General features: G+C 44.3%; 22 protein-coding genes. 19 read left to right on the top strand and 3 right to left on the bottom strand.

What is annotated here, in order from left to right; translation table 11 throughout:
* Nucleotides 1–52: 52 nt before the first annotated feature.
* The 4 genes from NSB03_RS07065 to rpiB all read left to right on the top strand — a co-directional run bounded on the left by NSB03_RS07065 (nt 53) and on the right by rpiB (nt 6,622).
* Nucleotides 53–2,431, top strand: a complete 2,379-nt coding sequence (locus tag NSB03_RS07065; protein WP_024986645.1) for a beta-L-arabinofuranosidase — start codon at nt 53–55, stop codon at nt 2,429–2,431.
* A 60-nt stretch (nt 2,432–2,491) separates the two neighbouring features.
* Nucleotides 2,492–4,036: an alpha-N-arabinofuranosidase gene (locus NSB03_RS07060; protein ID WP_024986644.1), complete on the top strand. Its 1,545-nt coding sequence runs from the start codon at nt 2,492–2,494 to the stop codon at nt 4,034–4,036.
* Between the two features lie 142 nt (nt 4,037–4,178).
* Nucleotides 4,179–6,188 (top strand): transketolase family protein, encoded by a 2,010-nt coding sequence (locus NSB03_RS07055; protein WP_024986643.1) that lies wholly within the window; start codon nt 4,179–4,181, stop codon nt 6,186–6,188.
* Nucleotides 6,188–6,622, top strand: a complete 435-nt coding sequence (gene rpiB / locus NSB03_RS07050) for a ribose 5-phosphate isomerase B (RefSeq protein WP_024986642.1) — start codon at nt 6,188–6,190, stop codon at nt 6,620–6,622. The genes NSB03_RS07055 and rpiB overlap by 1 nt, the downstream gene beginning before the upstream one ends.
* Before the next feature lie 72 nt (nt 6,623–6,694).
* On the opposite strand, the gene NSB03_RS07045 is transcribed toward rpiB, so the two are convergent.
* The gene (locus tag NSB03_RS07045) at nt 6,695–7,174 is read right to left on the bottom strand and encodes a DUF456 domain-containing protein (protein WP_120466423.1); all 480 of its coding nucleotides are present in this window, start codon (nt 7,172–7,174) and stop codon (nt 6,695–6,697) included.
* A 560-nt stretch (nt 7,175–7,734) separates the two neighbouring features.
* Between NSB03_RS07045 and NSB03_RS07040 the strand changes: the two genes are divergently transcribed.
* The 14 genes from NSB03_RS07040 (at nt 7,735) to NSB03_RS06975 (ending at nt 18,019) form a co-directional block, all read left to right on the top strand.
* Nucleotides 7,735–8,016 carry a tetratricopeptide repeat protein gene (locus NSB03_RS07040; protein ID WP_024986641.1) on the top strand — a complete coding sequence of 94 codons (282 nt, stop codon included), beginning with the start codon at nt 7,735–7,737 and terminating at the stop codon, nt 8,014–8,016.
* A gap of 54 nt (nt 8,017–8,070) precedes the next feature.
* Nucleotides 8,071–8,298 (top strand): 4Fe-4S dicluster domain-containing protein, encoded by a 228-nt coding sequence (locus tag NSB03_RS07035; protein ID WP_004297419.1) that lies wholly within the window; start codon nt 8,071–8,073, stop codon nt 8,296–8,298.
* Between the two features lie 11 nt (nt 8,299–8,309).
* Nucleotides 8,310–9,392: a 3-methyl-2-oxobutanoate dehydrogenase subunit VorB gene (locus tag NSB03_RS07030; protein ID WP_024986640.1), complete on the top strand. Its 1,083-nt coding sequence runs from the start codon at nt 8,310–8,312 to the stop codon at nt 9,390–9,392.
* 7 nt (nt 9,393–9,399) lie between these two features.
* Nucleotides 9,400–9,573, top strand: coding sequence for a hypothetical protein (locus NSB03_RS07025; protein WP_004297417.1), 174 nt, complete (start codon nt 9,400–9,402; stop codon nt 9,571–9,573).
* A 12-nt stretch (nt 9,574–9,585) separates the two neighbouring features.
* Entirely contained in the window at nt 9,586–10,350 is a 765-nt protein-coding gene (locus tag NSB03_RS07020) for a thiamine pyrophosphate-dependent enzyme (protein WP_024986639.1), read from the top strand.
* A gap of 20 nt (nt 10,351–10,370) precedes the next feature.
* The gene (locus NSB03_RS07015) at nt 10,371–10,913 is read left to right on the top strand and encodes a 2-oxoacid:ferredoxin oxidoreductase subunit gamma family protein (RefSeq protein WP_024986638.1); all 543 of its coding nucleotides are present in this window, start codon (nt 10,371–10,373) and stop codon (nt 10,911–10,913) included.
* Nucleotides 10,914–11,034: 121 nt separating this feature from the next.
* Entirely contained in the window at nt 11,035–13,086 is a 2,052-nt protein-coding gene (locus NSB03_RS07010) for a putative porin (RefSeq protein ID WP_024986637.1), read from the top strand.
* A 17-nt stretch (nt 13,087–13,103) separates the two neighbouring features.
* A complete protein-coding gene (locus tag NSB03_RS07005) occupies nt 13,104–13,943 on the top strand; it encodes a transporter substrate-binding domain-containing protein (protein ID WP_024986636.1) in 840 nt (279 codons plus the stop codon).
* 70 nt (nt 13,944–14,013) lie between these two features.
* Nucleotides 14,014–15,000 (top strand): Gfo/Idh/MocA family protein, encoded by a 987-nt coding sequence (locus NSB03_RS07000; RefSeq protein WP_024986635.1) that lies wholly within the window; start codon nt 14,014–14,016, stop codon nt 14,998–15,000.
* A gap of 150 nt (nt 15,001–15,150) precedes the next feature.
* A complete protein-coding gene (locus tag NSB03_RS06995; protein ID WP_024986634.1) occupies nt 15,151–15,672 on the top strand; it encodes a GFO_1088 family ECF-type sigma factor in 522 nt (173 codons plus the stop codon).
* Entirely contained in the window at nt 15,669–16,055 is a 387-nt protein-coding gene (locus tag NSB03_RS06990) for a PG0215 family putative anti-sigma factor (RefSeq protein WP_121765268.1), read from the top strand. The genes NSB03_RS06995 and NSB03_RS06990 overlap by 4 nt, the downstream gene beginning before the upstream one ends.
* A gap of 28 nt (nt 16,056–16,083) precedes the next feature.
* On the top strand, nt 16,084–16,533 hold the full coding sequence (locus NSB03_RS06985; RefSeq protein ID WP_024986632.1) for a DUF6108 family protein: 450 nt from the start codon (nt 16,084–16,086) through the stop codon (nt 16,531–16,533).
* Between the two features lie 21 nt (nt 16,534–16,554).
* Entirely contained in the window at nt 16,555–17,457 is a 903-nt protein-coding gene (locus NSB03_RS06980) for an outer membrane beta-barrel protein (RefSeq protein WP_024986631.1), read from the top strand.
* A 91-nt stretch (nt 17,458–17,548) separates the two neighbouring features.
* Nucleotides 17,549–18,019: a nucleoside deaminase gene (locus NSB03_RS06975; RefSeq protein WP_024986630.1), complete on the top strand. Its 471-nt coding sequence runs from the start codon at nt 17,549–17,551 to the stop codon at nt 18,017–18,019.
* A 198-nt stretch (nt 18,020–18,217) separates the two neighbouring features.
* Here NSB03_RS06975 and NSB03_RS06970 read toward each other — a convergent pair whose 3' ends face one another.
* Both NSB03_RS06970 and NSB03_RS06965 read right to left on the bottom strand, forming a co-directional pair.
* Nucleotides 18,218–19,852: an OmpP1/FadL family transporter gene (locus tag NSB03_RS06970; protein WP_024986629.1), complete on the bottom strand. Its 1,635-nt coding sequence runs from the start codon at nt 19,850–19,852 to the stop codon at nt 18,218–18,220.
* A 30-nt stretch (nt 19,853–19,882) separates the two neighbouring features.
* Nucleotides 19,883–21,196 (bottom strand): hypothetical protein, encoded by a 1,314-nt coding sequence (locus tag NSB03_RS06965; protein WP_136013382.1) that lies wholly within the window; start codon nt 21,194–21,196, stop codon nt 19,883–19,885.
* Nucleotides 21,197–21,348: 152 nt separating this feature from the next.
* Here NSB03_RS06965 and prmA point away from each other — a divergent pair, with 152 nt between their 5' ends.
* Nucleotides 21,349–22,197: a 50S ribosomal protein L11 methyltransferase gene (prmA, locus tag NSB03_RS06960; protein ID WP_065538339.1), complete on the top strand. Its 849-nt coding sequence runs from the start codon at nt 21,349–21,351 to the stop codon at nt 22,195–22,197.
* Nucleotides 22,198–22,229 lie beyond the last annotated feature (32 nt).

Here is a 22,229-nt window from a genome sequence, read left to right as displayed (position 1 = left end):
ACTATCCCTATCCCCTCTCCGTTTGGAGAGGGATAAGGGGAAATCTACCATCATGAAAACCACCTCGTTCATACTTGCCCTTCTTCTATCCGTTTCATTGGGAAAAGCACAAAACCGGCAACAAGTTTCGTACTTTCCCCTACAAGATGTAAAACTGCTGAACAGTCCTTTTCTGCAAGCCCAACAGACTGATTTACATTATATATTATCAATGAATCCCGACCGCCTGCTCGCCCCTTTCCTCCGTGAAGCAGGATTGACTCCCAAAGCTCCGAGCTACACCAATTGGGAAAACACAGGACTGGATGGGCACATTGGCGGACATTATTTATCCGCCCTCTCCATGATGTATGCCGCGACCGGAGACACTGCTGTCTACAACCGTCTCAACTATATGTTGAACGAACTTCACCGCGCACAGCAAGCTGTCGGCACAGGATTTATCGGCGGCACGCCGAACAGCCTCCAACTATGGAAAGATATTAAAGCTGGAAATATCCGTGCCGGTGGTTTCGACCTTAACGGCAAATGGGTACCTCTCTACAACATACACAAGACTTATGCCGGACTGCGGGACGCTTATCTTTATGCAGGAAGCGACCTCGCTCGACAAATGCTGGTTGATTTTACCGACTGGATGATTGACATTACTTCCGACTTGAGCGATGAACAAATACAAGATATGCTTCGTAGCGAACATGGCGGATTAAACGAGACTTTCGCCGATGTGGCCGAAATCACAGGCGACAAGAAGTATCTGGAACTAGCACGCCGTTTCTCTCACAAGTTTATCTTAGATCCGCTTATCAAAGAGGAAGACAAACTGACAGGCATGCACGCCAACACACAAATACCGAAAGTCATCGGGTACAAACGGATAGCTGAACTTTCACAAGACGACAAGAACTGGAATCATGCTGCAGAGTGGGATCATGCCGCCCGTTTTTTCTGGAACACGGTAGTCAATCACCGTTCTGTCTGTATCGGTGGAAATAGTGTACGCGAGCACTTCCATCCGTCGGATAACTTCACGTCCATGCTGAACGATGTTCAAGGACCGGAGACTTGCAATACCTACAATATGCTCCGGCTTACCAAAATGCTTTATCAGGATTCTCCCGAAACGAATTTCGCCGACTATTACGAGCGTGCACTCTATAATCATATTTTAGCGTCACAAGAACCGGAGAAAGGTGGTTTTGTCTATTTCACCCCCATGCGTCCCGGACATTACCGGGTTTACTCACAACCGGAGACATCCATGTGGTGCTGCGTCGGTTCAGGACTGGAAAATCACACCAAGTACGGTGAATTTATTTATGCGCATCAAAAAGATACGCTATATGTCAACCTATTCATCCCGTCACAACTGACCTGGAAAGAAAAGGGAGTTACTTTGACACAAGAAACCCGTTTCCCCGATGACGGAAAAGTGACATTACGCATTGATAAAGCACCGAAGAAAGGGATCACCTTGAAAATACGCCAACCTCAATGGACTGGACACAGTAAAGAATACAATGTGAAAATCAATGGTAAAAACGAAGCGTCTATCGTCGAAGAAAACAGCAATTATCTGACTCTCCACCGTAAATGGAAAAAAGGAGATGTAATTACCTTTAATCTTCCAATGAAAGTCAGCCTTGAGCAGATACCTGACAAGAAAGACTATTACGCTTTCTTATACGGTCCTATCGTCCTTGCGGCTTCTACGGGCACCGGACATCTCGACGGTTTGTACGCAGACGACAGCCGTGGCGGACATATCGCCCATGGCAAACAAATTCCTTTGCAGGAAGTGCCGATGTTGATTGGAAATCCCGAATCAATCCGTAATTCCCTTCACAAAAAGGACGATAACCAGTTAATATTCACCTTCGACGGGAACGTATATCCTGCACAAAACAAAACATTGGAACTTATCCCGTTCTTCCGTTTGCACAATGCCCGATACGCTATTTACTTCCGTCAGGCAAACGAAGAACAATTCAAAATCATCCAGAAAGAAATGGCAACAGCCGAAAGAAAAGCAACAGAATTAGCAAACCAAACCGTCGACCTGATTTTCCCCGGTGAACAGCAACCGGAATCCGACCACGGAATCCAATACGAACAAGCAGAAACCGGTACAAATAAAGACCGCCATTTCCGCCGTGCCAAAGGTTGGTTCAGCTATAACCTGAAAGTAAAAGAAGAAGCAGGCCGGATTAGAATTACCATACAGAAGAATGACCGTAACAAAGTAGCCATTCTATTGAATAATAATAAACTGGCAGTCAATCCTACCATAAGCGAAGCGGATAAAGACGGATTTATTACCCTCTCCTGGCTTCTGCCACAAAAACTGAAATCCGGAAGTTGCCCGATACGCTTCACCCCTGACGGAACAGAGTGGACGCCTGCCATTTATGAGGTACGCCTGCTCAAATAATCAACGTTTATCATCACTGTAAATCAAACATCTATATAATCATTTAAACAAATACCATTTATGAAAGCAAAACTATTAGCCAGCACGGTCTTTCTGGCAGCATCGGTATCTCTTTCTGCACAAAAGAGTGCTACCATCACCGTACACGCCGATCAAGGCAAAGAAATCATCCCGAAAGAAATCTACGGCCAGTTTGCCGAACACCTAGGTTCATGCATCTATGGTGGTCTTTGGGTAGGCGAAAACTCGGATATTCCTAATATCAAAGGATATCGCACAGATGTATTCAATGCACTGAAAGACTTGTCCGTTCCCGTTCTTCGCTGGCCGGGCGGATGCTTTGCCGATGAATACCACTGGATGGACGGCATTGGTCCGAAAGAAAACCGTCCGAAGATGGTTAACAATAACTGGGGCGGAACAATCGAAGACAACAGCTTCGGAACCCACGAGTTTTTGAATCTCTGCGAAATGTTGGGCTGCGAACCTTACGTAAGCGGAAATGTAGGTAGCGGTACGGTGGAAGAACTTGCCAAATGGGTAGAATACATGACATCGGACGGTGACTCTCCAATGGCAAATCTCCGCCGCAAGAACGGTCGTGACAAGGCATGGAAAGTAAAATACCTCGGTGTAGGTAATGAAAGTTGGGGATGCGGTGGCAGCATGCGTCCGGAATATTACGCAGATTTATACCGTCGTTATTCCACCTATTGCCGTAACTATGACGGCAACCGCCTGTTCAAAATCGCCAGTGGCGCCAGTGACTATGATTACAACTGGACAGATGTATTGATGAACCGCGTAGGACATCGTATGGAAGGTCTTTCCCTGCACTACTATACAGTAACGGGATGGAGCGGCAGTAAAACATCCGCAACCCAGTTCAATAAGGACGATTATTACTGGACAATGGGCAAATGCCTTGAGGTGGAAGACGTGCTAAAGAAACATTGCGCCATCATGGACAAATATGATAAGGACAAGAAAATCGCCCTCTTGCTTGACGAATGGGGAACCTGGTGGGATGAAGAACCGGGAACTATCCGCGGACACCTTTATCAGCAAAACACACTACGTGACGCTTTCGTTGCCTCTCTGAGCCTTGACGTATTCCACAAATACACTGACCGCCTGAAGATGGCAAACATCGCACAGATAGTCAACGTACTCCAATCCATGATTCTGACAAAAGACAAAGAGATGGTGCTCACTCCTACTTATTACGTCTTCAAAATGTACAAAGTACACCAAGATGCCACTTATCTCCCAATCGAGCTGAACTGTGAAAAGATGAACGTACGCGACAACCGCACTGTGCCTATGGTGAGCGCAACCGCATCAAAAGACAAAAACGGAGTTATCCATATTTCCCTCTCGAATGTGAACGCTGACGAAGCACAGGAAATAACCGTCAACCTCGGGGATACAAAATCGAAAAAAGCTGTCGGAGAAATCCTGACCTCAGCCAAACTGACCGATTACAATTCTTTTGAGAATCCTGATATTGTAAAACCGGCACCTTTCAAAGAGGTAAAAATCAATAAAGGTACAATGAAGGTAAAACTTCCCGCTAAGTCTATTGTTACTTTAGAGTTACAGTAATTCAAGGGCTGTTACTTATTGTATTACAAACAAGAAGAGTGTTAAAATGGTAATAAAAAAGATGGCACTTTTGGATTGTTAAATCCACATAAAGAGTTATCTTTGCCAGCAATCTGACAGAAATCAATTAAATTTTAATGATATGAACGATAACAAACTTATGAATCGTGCAGCGGATAATATCCGTATTCTTGCTGCTTCAATGGTTGAAAAAGCCAATTCCGGTCACCCGGGGGGCGCCATGGGTGGTGCTGACTTTGTAAATGTACTCTTTTCTGAGTTTCTAGTATACGACCCCGAGAATCCCCGTTGGGAAGGACGTGACCGCTTTTTCCTCGACCCGGGACACATGTCTCCAATGCTTTATTCTACGTTGGCATTGACAGGAAAATTCACGCTGGACGAACTGAAAGAATTCCGTCAATGGGGAAGCCCTACTCCGGGACACCCTGAAGTGGACATCATGCGTGGCATCGAAAATACTTCCGGTCCGCTGGGACAGGGACATACTTTCGCTGTAGGTGCTGCTATTGCTGCCAAATTCTTGAAAGCCCGTTTCGACGAGGTGATGAACCAGACAATCTATGCTTACATCTCCGACGGTGGTATCCAGGAAGAAATTTCTCAAGGTTCCGGACGTATTGCTGGTGCTTTGGGACTGGACAACCTGATTATGTTCTATGACTCCAACGACATTCAGCTTTCTACTGAAACAAAAGATGTGACCGTTGAAGACACAGCCATGAAATATGAAGCATGGGGATGGAAAGTAATCAGCATAAACGGTAACGATCCTGACGAAATCCGTGCGGCAATCAAGGAAGCACAGGCGGAAAAGGAACGCCCGACACTAATTATCGGTAAGACTGTAATGGGTAAAGGCGCTCGCAAGGCAGACGGCAGCAGCTATGAAGCCAACTGTGCTACTCACGGTGCTCCGCTCGGTGGCGACGCTTATGTAAATACAATCAACAACTTGGGCGGTGACCCAACCAACCCATTTGTAATTTTCCCGGAAGTAGCCGAACTGTATGCAAAAAGAACAGAAGAACTGAAGAAAATCGTAGCTGAAAGATACGCAGTGAAAGCCGCATGGGCAAAAGCCAATCCGGAACTGGCTGCAAAACTAGAACTCTTCTTCTCAGGCAAAGCTCCGAAAGTAGACTGGTCTGCTATCGAACAGAAAGCAGGTAGCGCTACTCGTGCTGCATCTGCAACCGTATTGGGCGCACTTGCTACACAGGTAGAAAACATGATCGTTGCTTCTGCCGACCTTTCTAACTCTGACAAGACTGACGGTTTCCTGAAAAAAACTCATTCTTTCAAGAAAGGTGATTTCAGCGGAGCATTCTTCCAGGCTGGTGTATCCGAATTGTCAATGGCTTGTATCTGTATCGGTATGTCTCTCCACGGTGGTGTTATCGCTGCTTGCGGTACATTCTTCGTATTCTCCGACTATATGAAACCAGCCGTACGTATGGCTGCCTTGATGGAACAACCGGTGAAATTCATCTGGACACACGACGCATTCCGCGTAGGTGAAGACGGTCCTACTCACGAACCGGTAGAACAGGAAGCACAAATCCGCTTGATGGAGAAACTGAAAAACCATAAGGGACACAACTCTATGCTGGTACTTCGCCCGGCTGATGCAGAAGAGACAACTATTGCATGGAAACTTGCTATGGAAAATATGTCTACTCCGACAGGCCTGATCTTCTCTCGTCAGAATATTGCCAATTTACCGGCAGGAACAGATTACGAACAAGCAGCTAAGGGTGCTTATATCGTAGCAGGTTCCGATGAAAATCCGGATGTTATCCTGGTAGCTTCAGGTTCTGAAGTATCTACATTGGTAGCTGGCACAGAGTTACTTCGTAAAGATGGCGTGAAGGTACGCATTGTATCTGTTCCGTCTGAAGGTCTGTTCCGTAACCAACCGAAAGAATATCAGGAAGCTGTTCTTCCGTCAGACGCAAAAATCTTCGGTATGACTGCCGGCCTGCCTGTCACTCTTCAAGGTCTGGTAGGTTGCTACGGTAAAGTTTGGGGATTGGAATCTTTCGGTTTCTCCGCTCCTTACAAAGTGTTGGACGAGAAACTTGGATTCACTGCCGAAAACGTATATAACCAAGTAAAAGCAATGCTCTAATGAAAACAATCGGATTAGCATGCGACCATGCCGGCTTTGAACTGAAAGAATATGTTCGCGGCTGGTTGGAAGCAAAAGGCTGGGCATACAAAGATTTCGGAACAAACTCTACCGCAAGCGTAGACTATCCGGACTATGCCCATCCGCTAGCCCTCGCAGTGGAATCGGGTGGATGTTATCCCGGTATCGCTATCTGTGGCAGCGGAAACGGAATCAATATGACGTTGAACAAGCATCAGGGAATTCGTGCTGCACTCTGCTGGAACGCAGAAATCGCACACTTGGCCCGTCAGCACAATGACGCCAATATTCTGGTGATGCCGGGACGTTTTATCAGTACTGAAGAAGCGGACATGATTCTGACAGAGTTCTTCTCTACAGAGTTTGAAGGTGGACGCCATCAGAACCGCATTGATAAGATTCCGGTAAAATAAAGCCTGAAGATAAATCAAACAGATATAAAGCTGTTCTTCTTTTTGAAGGGCAGCTTTATTTTTATACCTGCTTCACCGGACAAGCCCGACTATAAACTGATAACAGAAATAACCGCAGATAACAAATTTCAGCAAAGTGCCGAGAATAAATCCGAGCAATGAACCGAATCCGGATTTTAGTGCCTGGGAAAACTCCTTATTTCCCAATAATTCACCAATCACGGCACCAAGAAAGGGACCGACAATAATTCCCCAAGGCAAGAAAAGAAGCCCGACCAACGTTCCGATGATACATCCCCAATTTCCCCATTTACTGCCGCCGCTATATTTACTTCCCAACATCGGAGTGAAATAATCCAATACCTGCAATACAGCTACAATCAATAACCATACGATAAATTGCGTCGTACTATATTGTACTTTATCCGTCAAATGCAGAAAAACCAATCCCAAATAAGCAATAGGTGGTCCCGGAAGAAACGGAAGAATACAACCTGCCAATCCGGCTATCAGACAAAGGGCACTTATCACAATCAAAACAATATCCAACATAGTCTATACATTTTAATATCTGCACAAAAGTACAGTATCTTTCAGTAAATACAAGCCAACATCAAGAATTATTTCGCCCCTTCACTCATCCCTTACCCACTATCACTGATGAACAAAGTGATATAAAAGATATTAAAAAAGAGGTGAAGGGTATATCTTCATAAAGATATTTAGCTGATAACTCCAATAAATAAAGAGTGAGCCTATGTCTAATGACTTTGTCAATTGGTATTCAACGAAAAATGTAAAGTCAAGACTTTACTGGGCCTTTGAAGGAATTGCTTTTGACATAAGAAATAATGCTTCCTGGCATGCCGATTGGGGTAAAAAGCCTGATTCCTTGGCAAAGCAAATCCACATAGCCGAACTATTTTACAAACTAATCCCAATATATTCACATAGGTTTCTTCCTGCCAGTCCCTGTGATAATGAGACATATAGTACTATTTATTCACCCAATATGCAATAAACTCAAAACGATGCAAATTTCCGTCCTCATTTGCCCTGTTTACATAAATAAAAACTATCTTTGCGTTTCAGAATCCCGAAAGACGAAAGAAATGGAGCAAATAGACAACCTAAAAGAGCTAATCAATCAGGGGGACGTGGACACAGCGATTAAGCAATTGGACCAGCTTCTCCGGGACACTTCTGCCAAAGAAGAAAAAGATACTCTTTACTATTTACGGGGAAATGCCTACCGAAAGAAAGGAGATTGGAAGCAGGCACTGGACAACTACCAGTATGCCATCGAGATCAATCCGGACAGTCCTGCCGCTCAGGCCAGGAAGATGGCAATAGATATCCTCAACTTCTACAACAAGGATATGTTCAATCAATAAAAAAGATGTATAATCAATAACCGTACTCAAAAATAACGTAATAAAATAAAGATTATGGCAAAAATCAAAGGAGCAATCGTAGTCGACACGGAGCGTTGCAAAGGATGCAACCTGTGTGTAGTGGCGTGTCCGCTCGATGTAATCGCCCTCAATAAAGAGGTAAACATGAAAGGCTATAACTATGCCTGGCAAGTGAAGGAAGATACCTGTAACGGATGCAGCTCGTGTGCAACGGTTTGTCCGGACGGATGTATCTCAGTGTATAAAGTAAAAGTAGAATAAAAGAAAAGAATATGGCAGAAGAAGTTGTATTAATGAAAGGAAACGAAGCCATCGCCCACGCAGCTATCCGTTGCGGTGCCGACGGTTACTTCGGTTATCCAATTACTCCCCAATCGGAAGTGTTGGAAACGCTTGCCGAACTGAAACCGTGGGAAACAACCGGCATGGTAGTACTCCAAGCGGAAAGTGAAGTGGCAGCTATCAATATGGTATATGGAGGTGCAGGTAGCGGAAAGAAGGTAATGACCTCCTCTTCAAGTCCGGGTGTGAGCTTGAAACAAGAGGGAATCTCTTATTTGGCCGGTGCCGAACTTCCTTGTCTGATTGTGAATGTAATGCGTGGCGGTCCCGGATTGGGAACTATCCAACCTAGCCAGGCAGACTACTTCCAGACAGTAAAAGGTGGTGGCCATGGAGACTACAAACTGATTGCCCTCGCTCCGGCATCCGTACAGGAAATGGCGGATTTCGTAGCATTAGGATTCGAACTGGCTTTTAAATACCGTAATCCGGCTATCATCCTTGCCGACGGTGTGATCGGTCAGATGATGGAAAAGGTTGTTCTTCCTGCACAAAAGCCACGCCGTACTGAAGCAGAAGTAATTGAACAATGTCCATGGGCTGCTACCGGAAAAGCGAAAGACCGCAAACCTAATATTATCACTTCCCTTGAATTGAAACCGGAAGCCATGGAAATCAACAACCTCCGTTTTCAAGCTAAATATCGTGAAATTGAAGAAAACGAAGTACGCTTCGAAGAGATCAACTGCGAAGATGCAGAGTATTTGATTATCGCTTTCGGTTCAATGGCACGTATTGGTCAGAAAGCAATGGAACTAGCCCGTGAAAAAGGAATTAAAGTAGGTATCCTTCGCCCGATTACACTATGGCCGTTCCCAACCAAAGCGATTGCTGCATACGCTGATAAAGTAAAAGGCATGCTCGTTACGGAACTAAATGCCGGACAGATGATTGAAGATGTCCGTCTCGCTGTTAACGGTAAAGTAAAGGTAGAACATTTCGGACGTCTAGGTGGCATCGTTCCCGATCCGGATGAGATTGTAGCTGCCTTGAAAGAAAAAATAATCAAATAACGAAACAATGAATCCCGATAAAATAAGAAACGTACTGAACATCCTATTTATGATATTGGCTGTTGCAGCCATCATCACCTACTTTGTAGCAAAAGATGATTTCAAAATGTTTATCTACGTATGCGGCGCGGCAATCTTTGTCAAGCTGATGGAGTTTTTTATACGGTTCACCAACAGATAAGGAGATGAAGTTATGACTAAAGAAGAAATAATCAAACCCGAGAATCTGGTTTACAAGAAACCGACTCTGATGAACGATAATGCCATGCACTACTGTCCGGGTTGCAGTCACGGTGTGGTACACAAGCTCATTGCCGAAGTGATAGAGGAAATGGGCATGGAGGACAAAACGGTGGGCATCTCTCCGGTAGGATGCGCAGTGTTTGCCTACAACTATCTGGACATTGACTGGCAGGAAGCAGCACACGGACGTGCTCCCGCTGTGGCAACTGCCGTAAAACGCCTGTGGCCGGACCGTCTTGTTTTCACTTATCAGGGCGACGGTGACTTGGCTTGTATCGGTACAGCCGAAACAATCCACGCTTTGAACCGTGGCGAGAATATCACGATTATCTTTATCAATAATGCTATCTATGGTATGACCGGCGGTCAGATGGCTCCGACTACCTTGGTAGGCATGAAGAGTTCCACTTGTCCTTACGGACGTGACGTAGAACTTCACGGTTATCCGTTGAAGATGACCGAAATCGCCGCTCAACTGGAAGGAACCGCTTACGTAACCCGCCAGTCCGTACAATCCGTACCGGCTATCCGCAAGGCAAAGAAAGCAATCCGCAAGGCTTTTGAAAATTCCATGAGCGGTAAAGGTTCTAACTTGGTAGAAATTGTTTCCACTTGTAGTTCAGGCTGGAAGATGACTCCGGAGAAGGCGAACAAATGGATGGAAGAACACATGTTCCCATTCTATCCGCTAGGTGATTTAAAAGATAAAGAATAACGCTAAAAGTCAACAGAACAATGAAAGAAGAAATAATTATAGCAGGATTCGGTGGACAAGGCGTATTGTCTATGGGTAAGATTCTGGCATATTCCGGTTTGATGGAAGGCAAAGAAGTGACCTGGATGCCCGCTTATGGTCCCGAACAACGAGGTGGAACAGCCAACGTTACAGTTATTGTAAGCGATGACAAAATATCCTCACCAATTCTTAGTAAATACGATGCTGCCATCATTCTGAATCAGCCTTCACTCGAAAAGTTTGAAAGCAAAGTGAAACCCGGCGGTATCCTGATTTACGACGGTTACGGAATCATCAACCCGCCTACCCGCAAGGACATCAAAGTATATCGTATTGACGCAATGGACGCAGCCAATGAAATGAACAATGCTAAGGCGTTCAACATGATTGTACTCGGCGGTTTATTGAAACTCCACCCGATTGTCACGCTGGAAAATGTAATCAAAGGACTGAAGAAAACCCTGCCGGAACGCCACCACCACTTGATTCCCATGAATGAGGAAGCCATCAAGAAAGGTATGGAGTTAATCCGTGAGGTTTGATAAATTAAAAATTGAGAATTGGGAATTAAGAAATAATTGCTCGGTAAGTAAAGGATGCAACATATTTTTCAATTCTCAATTCTCAATTCTCAATTAAAGTAAGTATCTTTGTCCCCCAATTATGAGACGAATCTTACTATTATATATACTACTTTCCGTTATAGGTTTGACAACTGTCCGTGCACAGTTCGATAATGGTCGACAAAGAGTGGACGAAAACGGATACGACCAATATGGTAATCAGGTAGACCCTGCCATGATTCCAGACAGGTTGGATAGTGCAAACGTTGAAATACAGGGATTAGCGCCTACATTGTATATGTGGCGTATTAAAAATCAATTGGGCGACCGGACTATCATTCCGGCGGATACTGCCTACCACCATTTCCAGAACACGAATCTTACAGACGGGCTGACCGGACATTACAACTACCTTGCCAATATGGGTTCTCCCCGTATGTCACGCATCTTCTTTGAACGTCGTGATCCGGAGCCTACTATCTTTATGGAGCCTTTCTCCAGTTTCTTTATCCGTCCTACAGAATTCAATTTCACCAATAGTAACGTACCCTACACCAATCTTACCTATCATAAAGCGGGTAATAAAGTAAACGGTGAAGAACATTTCAAATCATACTTCTCCGTCAATGTCAACAAGAAACTGGCTTTTGGTTTTAATATAGACTACCTGTATGGACGAGGGTACTACAACAATCAGAATACTGCATACTTCAACGCCGCATTTTTCGGCAGCTATATTGGCGATAAGTATCAGATGCAAGCCATTTACAGTAATAATTACTTGAAAACAAATGAAAACGGAGGTATTGAGGACGACCGATATATCACCGCTCCCGAAGAAATGGCCCAAGGACAGAGGGAATACGAGTCAACCAATATTCCGACTAAGCTCAGTAAAACAACCAACCGTAATCACGACTTTTACGTATTCCTTACCCAACGTTATAATTTGGGGTTCAAACGTGATATACCACAGGCTGAGAATGACACAACTCCTACCAAACAGGAATTCGTACCGGTCACCAGCTTCATACATACCATTCAGGTAGAGCGGGCACGGCACACCTTCAACTCAAATGACGATATGCGGGAGAAAAACTATTATCAGAATACTTATCTTGCCCCCGACAATCCGATTGCCCACGACAGTACCACCTATGTAGGAATCAAGAACACCGTCGGTATTGCCCTGCTCGAAGGTTTCAACAAATATGCCAAAGCCGGTCTGACCGCATTTGCTTCCTATAAAATCAGCAAGTACACACTGATGAATATGAACGGCAGCCTGTCTCCCGACAAATACAATGAAAACGAAATATTTGTGGGCGGAGAACTTTCCAAAGGCGAAGGTAATGTGCTTCATTATCATGCTATCGGCGAAGTGGGGCTCGCAGGAAAAGCCATCGGACAATTCGACGTGAAAGGACATATTGACCTTAACTTCCCTTTGTGGAAAGACACGGTCAGCCTCATAGCCCGTGGTGAGGTCAGCAATAAACTTGCCCCTTTCTATATGCGTCATTACCATTCCAAACATTTCTTGTGGGATAATGACATGGACAAAGAATTCCGTACCCGCATCGAAGGGGAACTGAGCATTGCCCGTTGGAGAACACGGTTGAAAGCAGGAGTTGAAAATATTAAGAACTATACTTACTTCAACCAACAGGCAACGCCTGAACAAAAAAGCGGAAGCCTGCAAGTACTATCGGCAAGCCTTAATCAGGACTTCAAGCTCGGAATATTCCATCTTGACAATGAAATGATTTGGCAGAAATCCAGTGATCAGACGGTGCTTCCCTTACCGGACCTTTCACTGTATCACAACTTCTACATGCAATTCAAACTGGCAAAGAAAGTACTTAGCGTACAGTTAGGTGCCGACGTACGATACTTCACCAAATACAATGCCCCTGCGTATACGCCTGCCATTCAAAACTTCCACCTGCAATCTGCAAACGACCAAGTAAAGATTGGCGGCTATCCGATTGTGAATGTTTACGCGAACCTGCACTTAAAGCGTACTCGTTTCTATGTAATGATGTATCATGTGAACCAAGGTGTGAGCAGACCGAATTATTTCCTGTCGCCCCACTACCCTATCAACCCACGCTTTCTAAAATTCGGTCTTTCATGGAATTTCTATGATTAACAAAAAAACTACGGCTTATGGAGACACGCCCCAAACTGAGACTGTTCAGATATTTAGTACCTGTCGTTATTGTACTGGCCATTCTCTTTTCTGTCCGCCAATGCAATAGAAAACAGGAAAAGCCGTTGGGACACCCGCGTGACTACGCAGCCATTGCCAAAGAAGGGATATTACGTGTAGCAACCGAATACAATTCCACCAGTTTCTATGTAGACGGCGACACTATTTCCGGTTTCCATTATGAACTGATAGAAGCCTTTGCCCGCGACAAAGGGCTGAAAGCCGAGATAATGCCTTTCATGAGTTTTGAAGAACGGTTGAAAGGACTGGCGGATGGACGTTTCGATGTCATCGCTTTCGGCATATTAGCCACCAGTGAACTCAAAGACTCCCTGCTTCTCACCACGCCTATCGTACTCAACAAACAAGTGTTGGTGCAACGGAAAGAAACTGAAGAAAGCGACTCACTTTATATCCGCAGCCAACTGGACCTGGCACAGCGTACGCTTCATGTCGTGAAAGGCTCCCCTTCCATTTTGCGTATCCGGAATCTGGGAAATGAAATCGGTGACACTATCTACATAAAGGAAATAGAGAAATACGGCCCCGAACAATTGATTTCATTGGTAGCTCACGGAGATATCGACTATGCTGTTTGTGATGAAAGTATCGCACGGGCAGTCGCGGACTCTTTGCCACAGATAGACATCAATACCGCAATCAGCTTTACGCAGTTCTACTCATGGGCAGTCAGCAAACAATCACCTATCTTACTCGATAGTCTGAATACATGGCTGGATAGATTCCAACAGGAAAAGGAATACCGAAAGCTTTATAAAAAATACTATACCCGATAAAGTTGCTCTTAACAAAAAATAGCTTTATCTTTGGGGTTCGTATAAAACAGGCACAATAGGTAATAACATTATGAGTGAAAAGATTATCAAATGGGGCTTCATCGGTTGCGGAGAAGTAACCAAGACGAAAAGTGGTCCCGCTTTCCAGAAAGTAGAACATTCGGAAGTCGTGGCAGTGATGAGCCGTGACGGTGCGAAAGCAAAAGCTTATGCCAAAGAAAGAGGTATCAAGAAATGGTATGACGATGCACAGGAGCTGATAGATGATCCGGAAGTAAACGCTGTCTATATCGCCACTCCTCCTTCTTCACACGCTACGTATGCCATTATGTCCATGAAAGCAGGCAAACCGGCCTATATTGAGAAGCCAATGGCTGTGACGTATGAAGAATGTACCCGAATCAACCGCATATCCAATGAAACGGGGGTTCCCTGTTTCGTAGCATACTACCGACGTTATCTTCCCTATTTCCAGAAAGTAAAGGAATTAGTAGAGAACGGGACGATCGGCAACGTTATCAATGTACAGATTCGTTTTGCCCAGCCGCCACGCGATCTGGATTACAATCGCGAAAATCTTCCCTGGCGTGTGCAGGCTGATATTGCCGGAGGCGGTTACTTCTACGACCTTGCTCCGCATCAAATTGATTTGTTGCAAGATATGTTCGGTTGCATCCTCGAAGCAAGCGGCTACAAGAGTAATCGCGGCAGGCTTTATCCTGCCGAAGATACATTAAGCGCCTGTTTCCAATTTGACAACGGATTGGTGGGTAGTGGTTCCTGGTGCTTCGTAGCCCATGATTCTGCCCGCGAAGACCGCATAGAGATTATCGGTGACAAAGGAATGATTTGCTTCTCTGTCTTTACATACGAACCTATCGGACTGCATACCGAGAAAGGACGGGAAGAAATCTGTATCGGCAACCCGGAACACGTGCAACAACCTCTTATCCAAGCAGTAGTAGACCACTTATTGGGTAAGTCGGTTTGCTCTTGCGATGGCGAAAGCGCAACGTTGACTAATTGGGTAATGGACAAAATCCTCGGAAAACTCTGAAAAAGTCTCCTTCCAATCTTTATCAAGATACGGAAAGTGCCGGCCAGTTTGCATGATACAGCAATTTGCCGGCACTTTTTTTCGTACAGACAGAAAAAAATATCTTCCCGATGTCACGTTTTTCTTCTTTCCACCGTCTTATCTGTGTAAATGGAACTCAAACAATTTAAAATAACCGTCCTGCCTCTTCGCGACAAGCTATTGAACTATGCCCGAAGATTGACCGAGGATTCTTCGGATGCCGAAGATGCCGTGCAAGAGGTCATGCTGAAGTTATGGAACCAGCGCCACAAACTCGATGAATACCGAAGCGTGGAAGCTGTAGCCATGACGATGACACATCATCTTTGCATGGATATGTGGCGCTCGAGGCGTCCGGATGCGATACCGCTCGAACAGATACAGACGACAGCAACGACAGGGACACCCGAACGGCTGCTCGAAGAAAAGGATGCCTGCAAACTGATGCAAGAGATTATCAACTCCTTGCCCACCCTGCAACGGATGATTATCCGCATGAAAGACATCGAAGAGTACGAAACGGAAGAAATTGCGGAGATAACCGGATGCAATGCGGAAGCTATCCGCAGCAATCTTTCGAGAGCACGCAAGAAAGTGAGAGATATCTATTTGCACGCCATACAAGAACGAAAAAGGAGGAATGATGTATGAAGAACAATATAGAAGAATTGCTGAACAAATATTTTGAAGGTGAAACCACTTGCGAGGAAGAGCGCCAACTGCGCCGTTTCTTTGCCAAAGGGCTTGTGCCGGAACACCTTGAGGTGTACCGTCCGATGTTTGCCTTCTTGGGTAAAAGACGAAAACCGTTCAGGTATTATCTGACTTACAGTTTAGGCGCAGTGGCAGCCACTTTCTTACTGACAATCGGTGTATCAAACGTTTATCGTCATCTGTCTCCTTCGGTGTCAAGTTATGTCGTTATCGACGGCAAACAATATACAGATGCCGCTTTAGTCCGCGAACAAGCGAAAGCCGCTTTCCACAACGTCAGTTTCAGTGAAGAAGATGTGTTCGTCACTTTATTTGAGTAATAATATAAAAAAACAACATAAGAATATGATGAATAACCCCATTCGTACCACCGTCCTGTTTGTCCTGCTGCTTACCTTTACCGCCCGTGCGACTGCCCAGCAAGGACTACAGATTGCTGCCGTCTTTCAGAAATACGGAAAGCAGAAAGGAGTGACTATGGTAGAGTTGTCCAAAGAAGTGCTGGACGCCTACCGGATGAATCTCTACAAAAGTCTTATATTCAAGGATGCAGAAGAGGCAATGCCTACTATCCTACGCTCTCTTGAAACCGACAAGAAGAAGGCCAAGAAAGTGAAAGAGGTTGTCTCCAGTGGACAAATCCGGTCGGGCTATTACCAACTACCGCAACTCAAGGAGGACGTCAACCGGTTCATTCTCTTCAAAACGGGAAAGAAAGGTGCTGCCACCCTTATTTATATCGAAGGAGAGTTGGATGCCGACGACTTAGTTACCATGCTATTTATGAAAAAAGAATAAGAACACATAAAAAAAATATCCATGAAACAGTTATTATTACTACTGTGCATAATCGCCCCAATGGGCCTTATGGCGCAAAATGAGAATCTCGCCCAAGACACGACTCTCTATCTCAACGGGAGAAAAATAGTTATCAAAGAGCAGAACGACCAAATAAAGGTGAAACTCTACGAAAGCATTTCAGAAGGCGATACCATCGCCAACACAAAAATCTTTGAAGGTGTCTATCTAAACGGACGGAGTATGGAAAGCCGCACGGTACTCGATGCACTTCCTTTCGCTAAACACAACAAAAAGAAATACCGTTTCGAACCTCACGCCGGAGGACTTTATATGGGCTATACGCAACTGTCGAACGGCTTTGCTTCTTTCAGTCCTTCCAACCGCATCAACCTGAACACTGCCCACTCCTGGGAAATAGGCGGCAATCTGTTCACCGGCTATCATGCCTTTGCCCCAACCTACAACTGGGGAGTTACCATCGGATTGGGATGGGGTTACCGCAGCATCCGCTTGGAAGACAACCATGCTTTCCGCAAGATAGACGGTATCACTCAAATCTATCCTGCTGAAGCGGCTGAAGAACCGGTCACATATAGCAAAAGCCGTTTGCGCTATTTCTATTTCCGCATTCCTCTTTCTATCGAATGGCAGACGAAAATCAACAATGGAGGACCGTTGTTCTTCGCAGTTGGCCCCGAAGCGGAGATTCGTCACGGAGTAAAATCGAAAGGAAAAGCAAACGGCGTCAAAAAGACTTTCGACAAGGGACTGAACGCACGACCATTGGGATTCAATGTATTGGCACAAGTCGGTTATGCCGATTTAGGAGTTTATATGCGTTACTCCACCTACGGATTTTTTGAAAAGGACAAAGGTCCCGAACTTTATCCGTTCTCTTTCGGTATCTGCTGGTACTGGTAATTGTCAGAAGCACGCCCTTGTATATTGTTAGTTTTTTCTATCTTTGTAGAACATGAGATTAGAATCAAACTAACAATATATTTTTTGCGCTATGACAAAAGAAGAATTGATGCGGAAAGCTATCGAGCTTTCAAAAGAGAATGTTGAAAATGGTGGAGGTCCTTTCGGTGCTGTGATTGCCACGAAAGACGGAGAAATTGTTGCAACAGGAGTTAACCGTGTCACTGCATCATGCGATCCTACGGCTCACGCCGAGGTAAGCGCCATACGTGCCGCAGCTGCCAAACTCGGTACTTTTAATCTTAGCGGATACGAAATCTATACTTCCTGCGAACCTTGTCCGATGTGCCTGGGTGCTATTTATTGGGCACGCCTAGATAAGATGTACTATGGAAACAACAAGACCGATGCCAAAAATATCGGTTTTGACGACTCTTTTATCTATGATGAACTGGAACTGAAACCTGAAGACAGAAAACTGCCTTCCGAAATCTTACTACATAATGAAGCCCTTACCGCCTTCAAAGCCTGGGTGGCCAAAGAAGATAAAGTAGAATATTGACCGACGAAGCGACTACTACCAGATAAATGTACGCAGGTCGCGAAATCATTGACGAACGAACTCCACTATTCTGATAAGACTGAAAGATAAAAAGCAATACTAATAAAAATCCCCGGAACCGCTGTAGACACTCAGCATTCCAGGGATTTTTTACACACAAAAGTTATTATTGAAATTGAAAACTGTCTCTTTATTAGATTAGAAGCGCATACCTAAAGTTAGCAGTACCTGATGACGGGTATTAGTTACTTTGGTAGCATTTGGCACAAATATTGTTTCAAAGTGTTCTCCTACTTCATTATAGAATGGATAGAAATCTTCTTTATAAGTATTCAATTGATAGGCTAAATCTGCATAAAAAGCAGATCCTTTATAACCAAATCCCAAAGTATAATTATTAGTTGCTTTCAGATTAGAAAACTCAGTACTTGTACTAATACTATTAAGTGCTATTCTCTTAAATGTATCATCATACATGGCAGCTGTCCTATAATTATAACCTACACGAAAAGCAAACTCCGGTGCCAGTTTAAACTCTGCTCCAACACGAAGTGTATGTACCCCTTTCAATCCTGTTTTTATCTGCGATGTTTCATCCTCCATCCGCATACCATCGTCATATTTCAACTTAGCCGAAGAATAATCACTATACTCATATTCTGCCCCTAATGCAACAGAACGACCAATCGTATATCCTAAACTCAAATTGTATTTCCAAGGAGTCACCAACTGATACTTTGTTTTCGATTCACCTGGGAATTCCATTGTGTCATATTCATACAGTTCATCCTTACCAATCATCCCATCACTATTCATATCAATATCGGAAATTAAGAGAGCAGATGTACGGTCTTCCAAATTAAACCAAGTAGGCGTATGTATCGCAGCCCCAATACGAAAAGATGATGACTCAAATGGACGTACAATTACTCCCAGCTTAAAATCAAATCCAGTACCACTTGTATCAAACCAATTCTCTAAAGAATAGTTAGAAACATCTCCCTGGTAACTTTCTCTATAAATAGAATTTCTAGAATAATCGACGCTATAAGCTCCAATGGTAGCACCGAAATAAACTCTGTCATAAATATTGAACGCAACATTGAAGTCATAAGAGTGCAATCCGCCTTTTTCTCTAGAAGTATATTCTCCCATTACAGGCAAATAAATAATATTGCCTTCAGAATCGACTCTATAGCCTACATTACTAGCATACTGATTATTCTCACTATCATTCAATCCAATCACTCTGGTTCGTAAAGCCATAGCTCCCAACCATGGTGCAGCATCTATCCCTCCGTCAGTAAAAGCAGCATTAGAACTCAAATAGTCCTCAGAAAGCCCGTATGACAAAGAAGCAAATAAATCACTTTGTGACAGTGGCCCTTCCATATCTTCCATCAAACCATTCATTGCCATATTTTTATCAAAAGACTTCACCCTGCGGTAATTAAAACCAAAGTTCACAAACCGTAGAGCTGTTTCATGTCCAATACGACTTGATATAACAAATCCCACATTATCAAATGAACCTCTAAACTTATCTAGTTCATTCTTACTACCATTCGTATTAGACTTTAACCCAATATTACTAAAGCCAAATGTGGTCATCACATCATTGCTTCTATAAATACCCATACCTGCCGGATTGGTGCCCATCGTCGAGATATCACCTCCCAATGCTCCCATGGCTCCTCCCATGCCGACAAACCGGGCGGTTCCATTCAAGTCATTTCCCATTAACCGGGCAGCATCGTATAAGTTTTGTGCACTTACGGCAGTAGTACCAACTAAAGTACACAATATCACTATTGCAAATCTTATATTTTTCATAAATATGTCTTTTTAATAAAACCAATCATTTTATCTTCTTCGACTACCACCTCCACCTGACGAACCGGAACTGGAACGGGAACTTCCACCACCACTTGAGTAACCACTCGAACGAGAGGATGAAGACTGACTCGGTGAATAGGAACCAGAGGAAGAACGACTTGGAGAATAATTGGAATTAGAAGAAGAGCGACTGCTGCTCGACGGTGAATAGCTACGTGTAGTTGAACTTCCACGATTATAAGTAGAAGAAGAACGTCTGCTGCTGTTTTCCGTTGTTCCATAAGTCCGACGGGAAGAAGAACTGGAACGATTGCTATCATATGATGAACTGCTACGTGTACTACTCGGACGAGTATATGTAGTATTCCGGCGAGAAGAACTTGAATTGTTACCAGCTCCTACTCTCGTATCTGTAGTACGGGTACCTACAGTTCTTCTAGAAGAGTTATAGGTTGTTGTAGCACCCCGACGAGCTGACTGACCAACACTTCCTGTGTTAGTACGACGCGTGCCAACAGTTGTACCTATTCTACGATCTCCGCTTGATATATAAGAAGAACGTCGAGCGCTTCCTCCGCTATTTCCAAAATTAGAACGACGATCATTGTAATAAGTGTTACGAGCCCAATGGTTTCCACCTCCGCCCCAGCCCCAGCTAGGACCACCATGCCAATGGTGATGATGTCCCCAATATCCACCGCCATACCAGCCACCCCAGTAGCCGGGGTAATATCCCCAAGCATAGTAAGGACGATTCCATCCCCAGCCATAGTTCCATCCCCAGCCGTAAGAGCCATAACGCCAATCCCACCAAAGCGGGTTACTGAACGTCGGGAATGCATAAGCATACATACCATCGGTATATACGTTCCAATCCCATGAGTTCGGACCGTAAACTACATCCCAGTACAACGGGCTGCTGATACTGATAGCAAAACGCGGATTGCGGAAACGGATGATACGTTCAGCGTATTCATAGTCGTCTTTTGTACCATTGAATTCGCCCGTCACCCATTCTCCGTCCAAATCCGGATTAGATTTTTCCTTTATATATAAGGTATCATTATCCATTACAAATTCATTTTCACGTGCATCGTAACGGCGGTTATATTCATCCACATCCCGTGTTCTTCCCTTACGGTCCTGAACCACTACTGTAGTACCCGGTGAAGTATAGATGTTAGTCGTCACCTGTTTCTTCGGTTCCTTCTTAACCGGAGTTTCTTTCTTCTCCTGTTTGTTTTTGGAAGGCACGAAGTAAAGGTCGTCATCAACGCTTTGCGCAAAAATACCTATCGGAAGGCACAAGGCAAATAGCAAGAAATAAACAATCTTTTTCATATCATCTCGGTTTATGTAATTACTTAAACTTATTCACGTTACAAAGATAAGAAAGAGATTTTTCGCCCGGGGAAGATTTTCCCCAAAGGATAATAGGGAAATCCCTATTTCTAACTATCTTTGCCCATTATTCACCAGAATTAAAAACAACTATGAAGTATTTTGAGTTCACATTCCGCACCCAACCTTGTACCGAAACCGTCAATGACGTACTGGCTGCCATACTGGGTGAAGTCGGATTTGAAAGTTTTGTTGAGTGTGAAAGCGGGCTGACCGCATACATCCAACAGACATTATGTGATGAAAACGCCATCAAGATTGCCATTGCCGAGTTCCCCCTACCCGATACGGATATTACATATACATACACCGAAGCGGAAGATAAGGACTGGAATGAAGAATGGGAAAAGAATTTCTTCCAGCCGATTATTATCGGAAACCGATGTGTGATCCACAGCACTTTCCACCAAGATGTCCCCAAAGCGGAATATGACATCATCATCAATCCTCAAATGGCTTTCGGAACAGGACATCACGAGACTACCAGCCTCATCATTGAAGAATTGTTGGACAGTGAGCTGAAAGATAAATCCCTACTCGATATGGGCTGCGGAACTTCGATTCTTGCCATCCTCGCACGTATGCGAGGCGCACGCCCCTGTACAGCCATCGACATTGACGAATGGTGCGTACGAAACTCCATCGAAAATATCGAATTGAACCACGTAGATGATATTGCCGTATCAGAAGGAGATGCTTCGTCGCTTACAGGAAAAGGACCTTTCGACGTTATCATCGCCAACATCAACCGGAACATATTACTAAATGACATGAAGAAATATGTTGCCTGTATGCACACGAATTCCGAACTCTATATGAGTGGCTTTTATGTAGACGACATCGCCGCCATCCGCGAAGAAGCGGAGAAGAACGGACTGACTTTCGTTCATTATAAAGAGAAGAATCGCTGGGCAGAGGTGAAGTTTATTTATAAAGGATAATAGCCAACAAATTATCTTTAATAGTGACGGTA

This window comes from Bacteroides acidifaciens (genome assembly GCF_024623065.1).
Taxonomy (GTDB): Bacteria; Bacteroidota; Bacteroidia; order Bacteroidales; family Bacteroidaceae; genus Bacteroides; species Bacteroides acidifaciens.
This window is presented reverse-complemented; position numbering and strand designations above follow the sequence as displayed.

Bases quoted from the DNA above. Each gene is read 5' to 3' on its own strand.
- NSB03_RS07020 (WP_024986639.1), top strand. From the start codon at position 9,586: ATGACTAAAGAAGAAATAATCAAACCCGAGAATCTGGTTTACAAGAAA.
- NSB03_RS07015 (WP_024986638.1), top strand. From the start codon at position 10,371: ATGAAAGAAGAAATAATTATAGCAGGATTCGGTGGACAAGGCGTATTG.
- NSB03_RS07035 (WP_004297419.1), top strand. From the start codon at position 8,071: ATGGCAAAAATCAAAGGAGCAATCGTAGTCGACACGGAGCGTTGCAAA.
- NSB03_RS06990 (WP_121765268.1), top strand. From the start codon at position 15,669: ATGAAGAACAATATAGAAGAATTGCTGAACAAATATTTTGAAGGTGAA.
- NSB03_RS07000 (WP_024986635.1), top strand. From the start codon at position 14,014: ATGAGTGAAAAGATTATCAAATGGGGCTTCATCGGTTGCGGAGAAGTA.
- NSB03_RS06970 (WP_024986629.1), bottom strand. From the start codon at position 19,852: ATGAAAAATATAAGATTTGCAATAGTGATATTGTGTACTTTAGTTGGT.
- NSB03_RS06965 (WP_136013382.1), bottom strand. From the start codon at position 21,196: ATGAAAAAGATTGTTTATTTCTTGCTATTTGCCTTGTGCCTTCCGATA.
- NSB03_RS07045 (WP_120466423.1), bottom strand. From the start codon at position 7,174: ATGTTGGATATTGTTTTGATTGTGATAAGTGCCCTTTGTCTGATAGCC.
- NSB03_RS07065 (WP_024986645.1), top strand. From the start codon at position 53: ATGAAAACCACCTCGTTCATACTTGCCCTTCTTCTATCCGTTTCATTG.
- rpiB (WP_024986642.1), top strand. From the start codon at position 6,188: ATGAAAACAATCGGATTAGCATGCGACCATGCCGGCTTTGAACTGAAA.
- NSB03_RS06975 (WP_024986630.1), top strand. From the start codon at position 17,549: ATGACAAAAGAAGAATTGATGCGGAAAGCTATCGAGCTTTCAAAAGAG.
- prmA (WP_065538339.1), top strand. From the start codon at position 21,349: ATGAAGTATTTTGAGTTCACATTCCGCACCCAACCTTGTACCGAAACC.
- NSB03_RS07060 (WP_024986644.1), top strand. From the start codon at position 2,492: ATGAAAGCAAAACTATTAGCCAGCACGGTCTTTCTGGCAGCATCGGTA.
- NSB03_RS07030 (WP_024986640.1), top strand. From the start codon at position 8,310: ATGGCAGAAGAAGTTGTATTAATGAAAGGAAACGAAGCCATCGCCCAC.
- NSB03_RS07005 (WP_024986636.1), top strand. From the start codon at position 13,104: ATGGAGACACGCCCCAAACTGAGACTGTTCAGATATTTAGTACCTGTC.
- NSB03_RS07040 (WP_024986641.1), top strand. From the start codon at position 7,735: ATGGAGCAAATAGACAACCTAAAAGAGCTAATCAATCAGGGGGACGTG.
- NSB03_RS07025 (WP_004297417.1), top strand. From the start codon at position 9,400: ATGAATCCCGATAAAATAAGAAACGTACTGAACATCCTATTTATGATA.
- NSB03_RS06980 (WP_024986631.1), top strand. From the start codon at position 16,555: ATGAAACAGTTATTATTACTACTGTGCATAATCGCCCCAATGGGCCTT.
- NSB03_RS06995 (WP_024986634.1), top strand. From the start codon at position 15,151: ATGGAACTCAAACAATTTAAAATAACCGTCCTGCCTCTTCGCGACAAG.
- NSB03_RS07055 (WP_024986643.1), top strand. From the start codon at position 4,179: ATGAACGATAACAAACTTATGAATCGTGCAGCGGATAATATCCGTATT.
- NSB03_RS06985 (WP_024986632.1), top strand. From the start codon at position 16,084: ATGAATAACCCCATTCGTACCACCGTCCTGTTTGTCCTGCTGCTTACC.
- NSB03_RS07010 (WP_024986637.1), top strand. From the start codon at position 11,035: ATGAGACGAATCTTACTATTATATATACTACTTTCCGTTATAGGTTTG.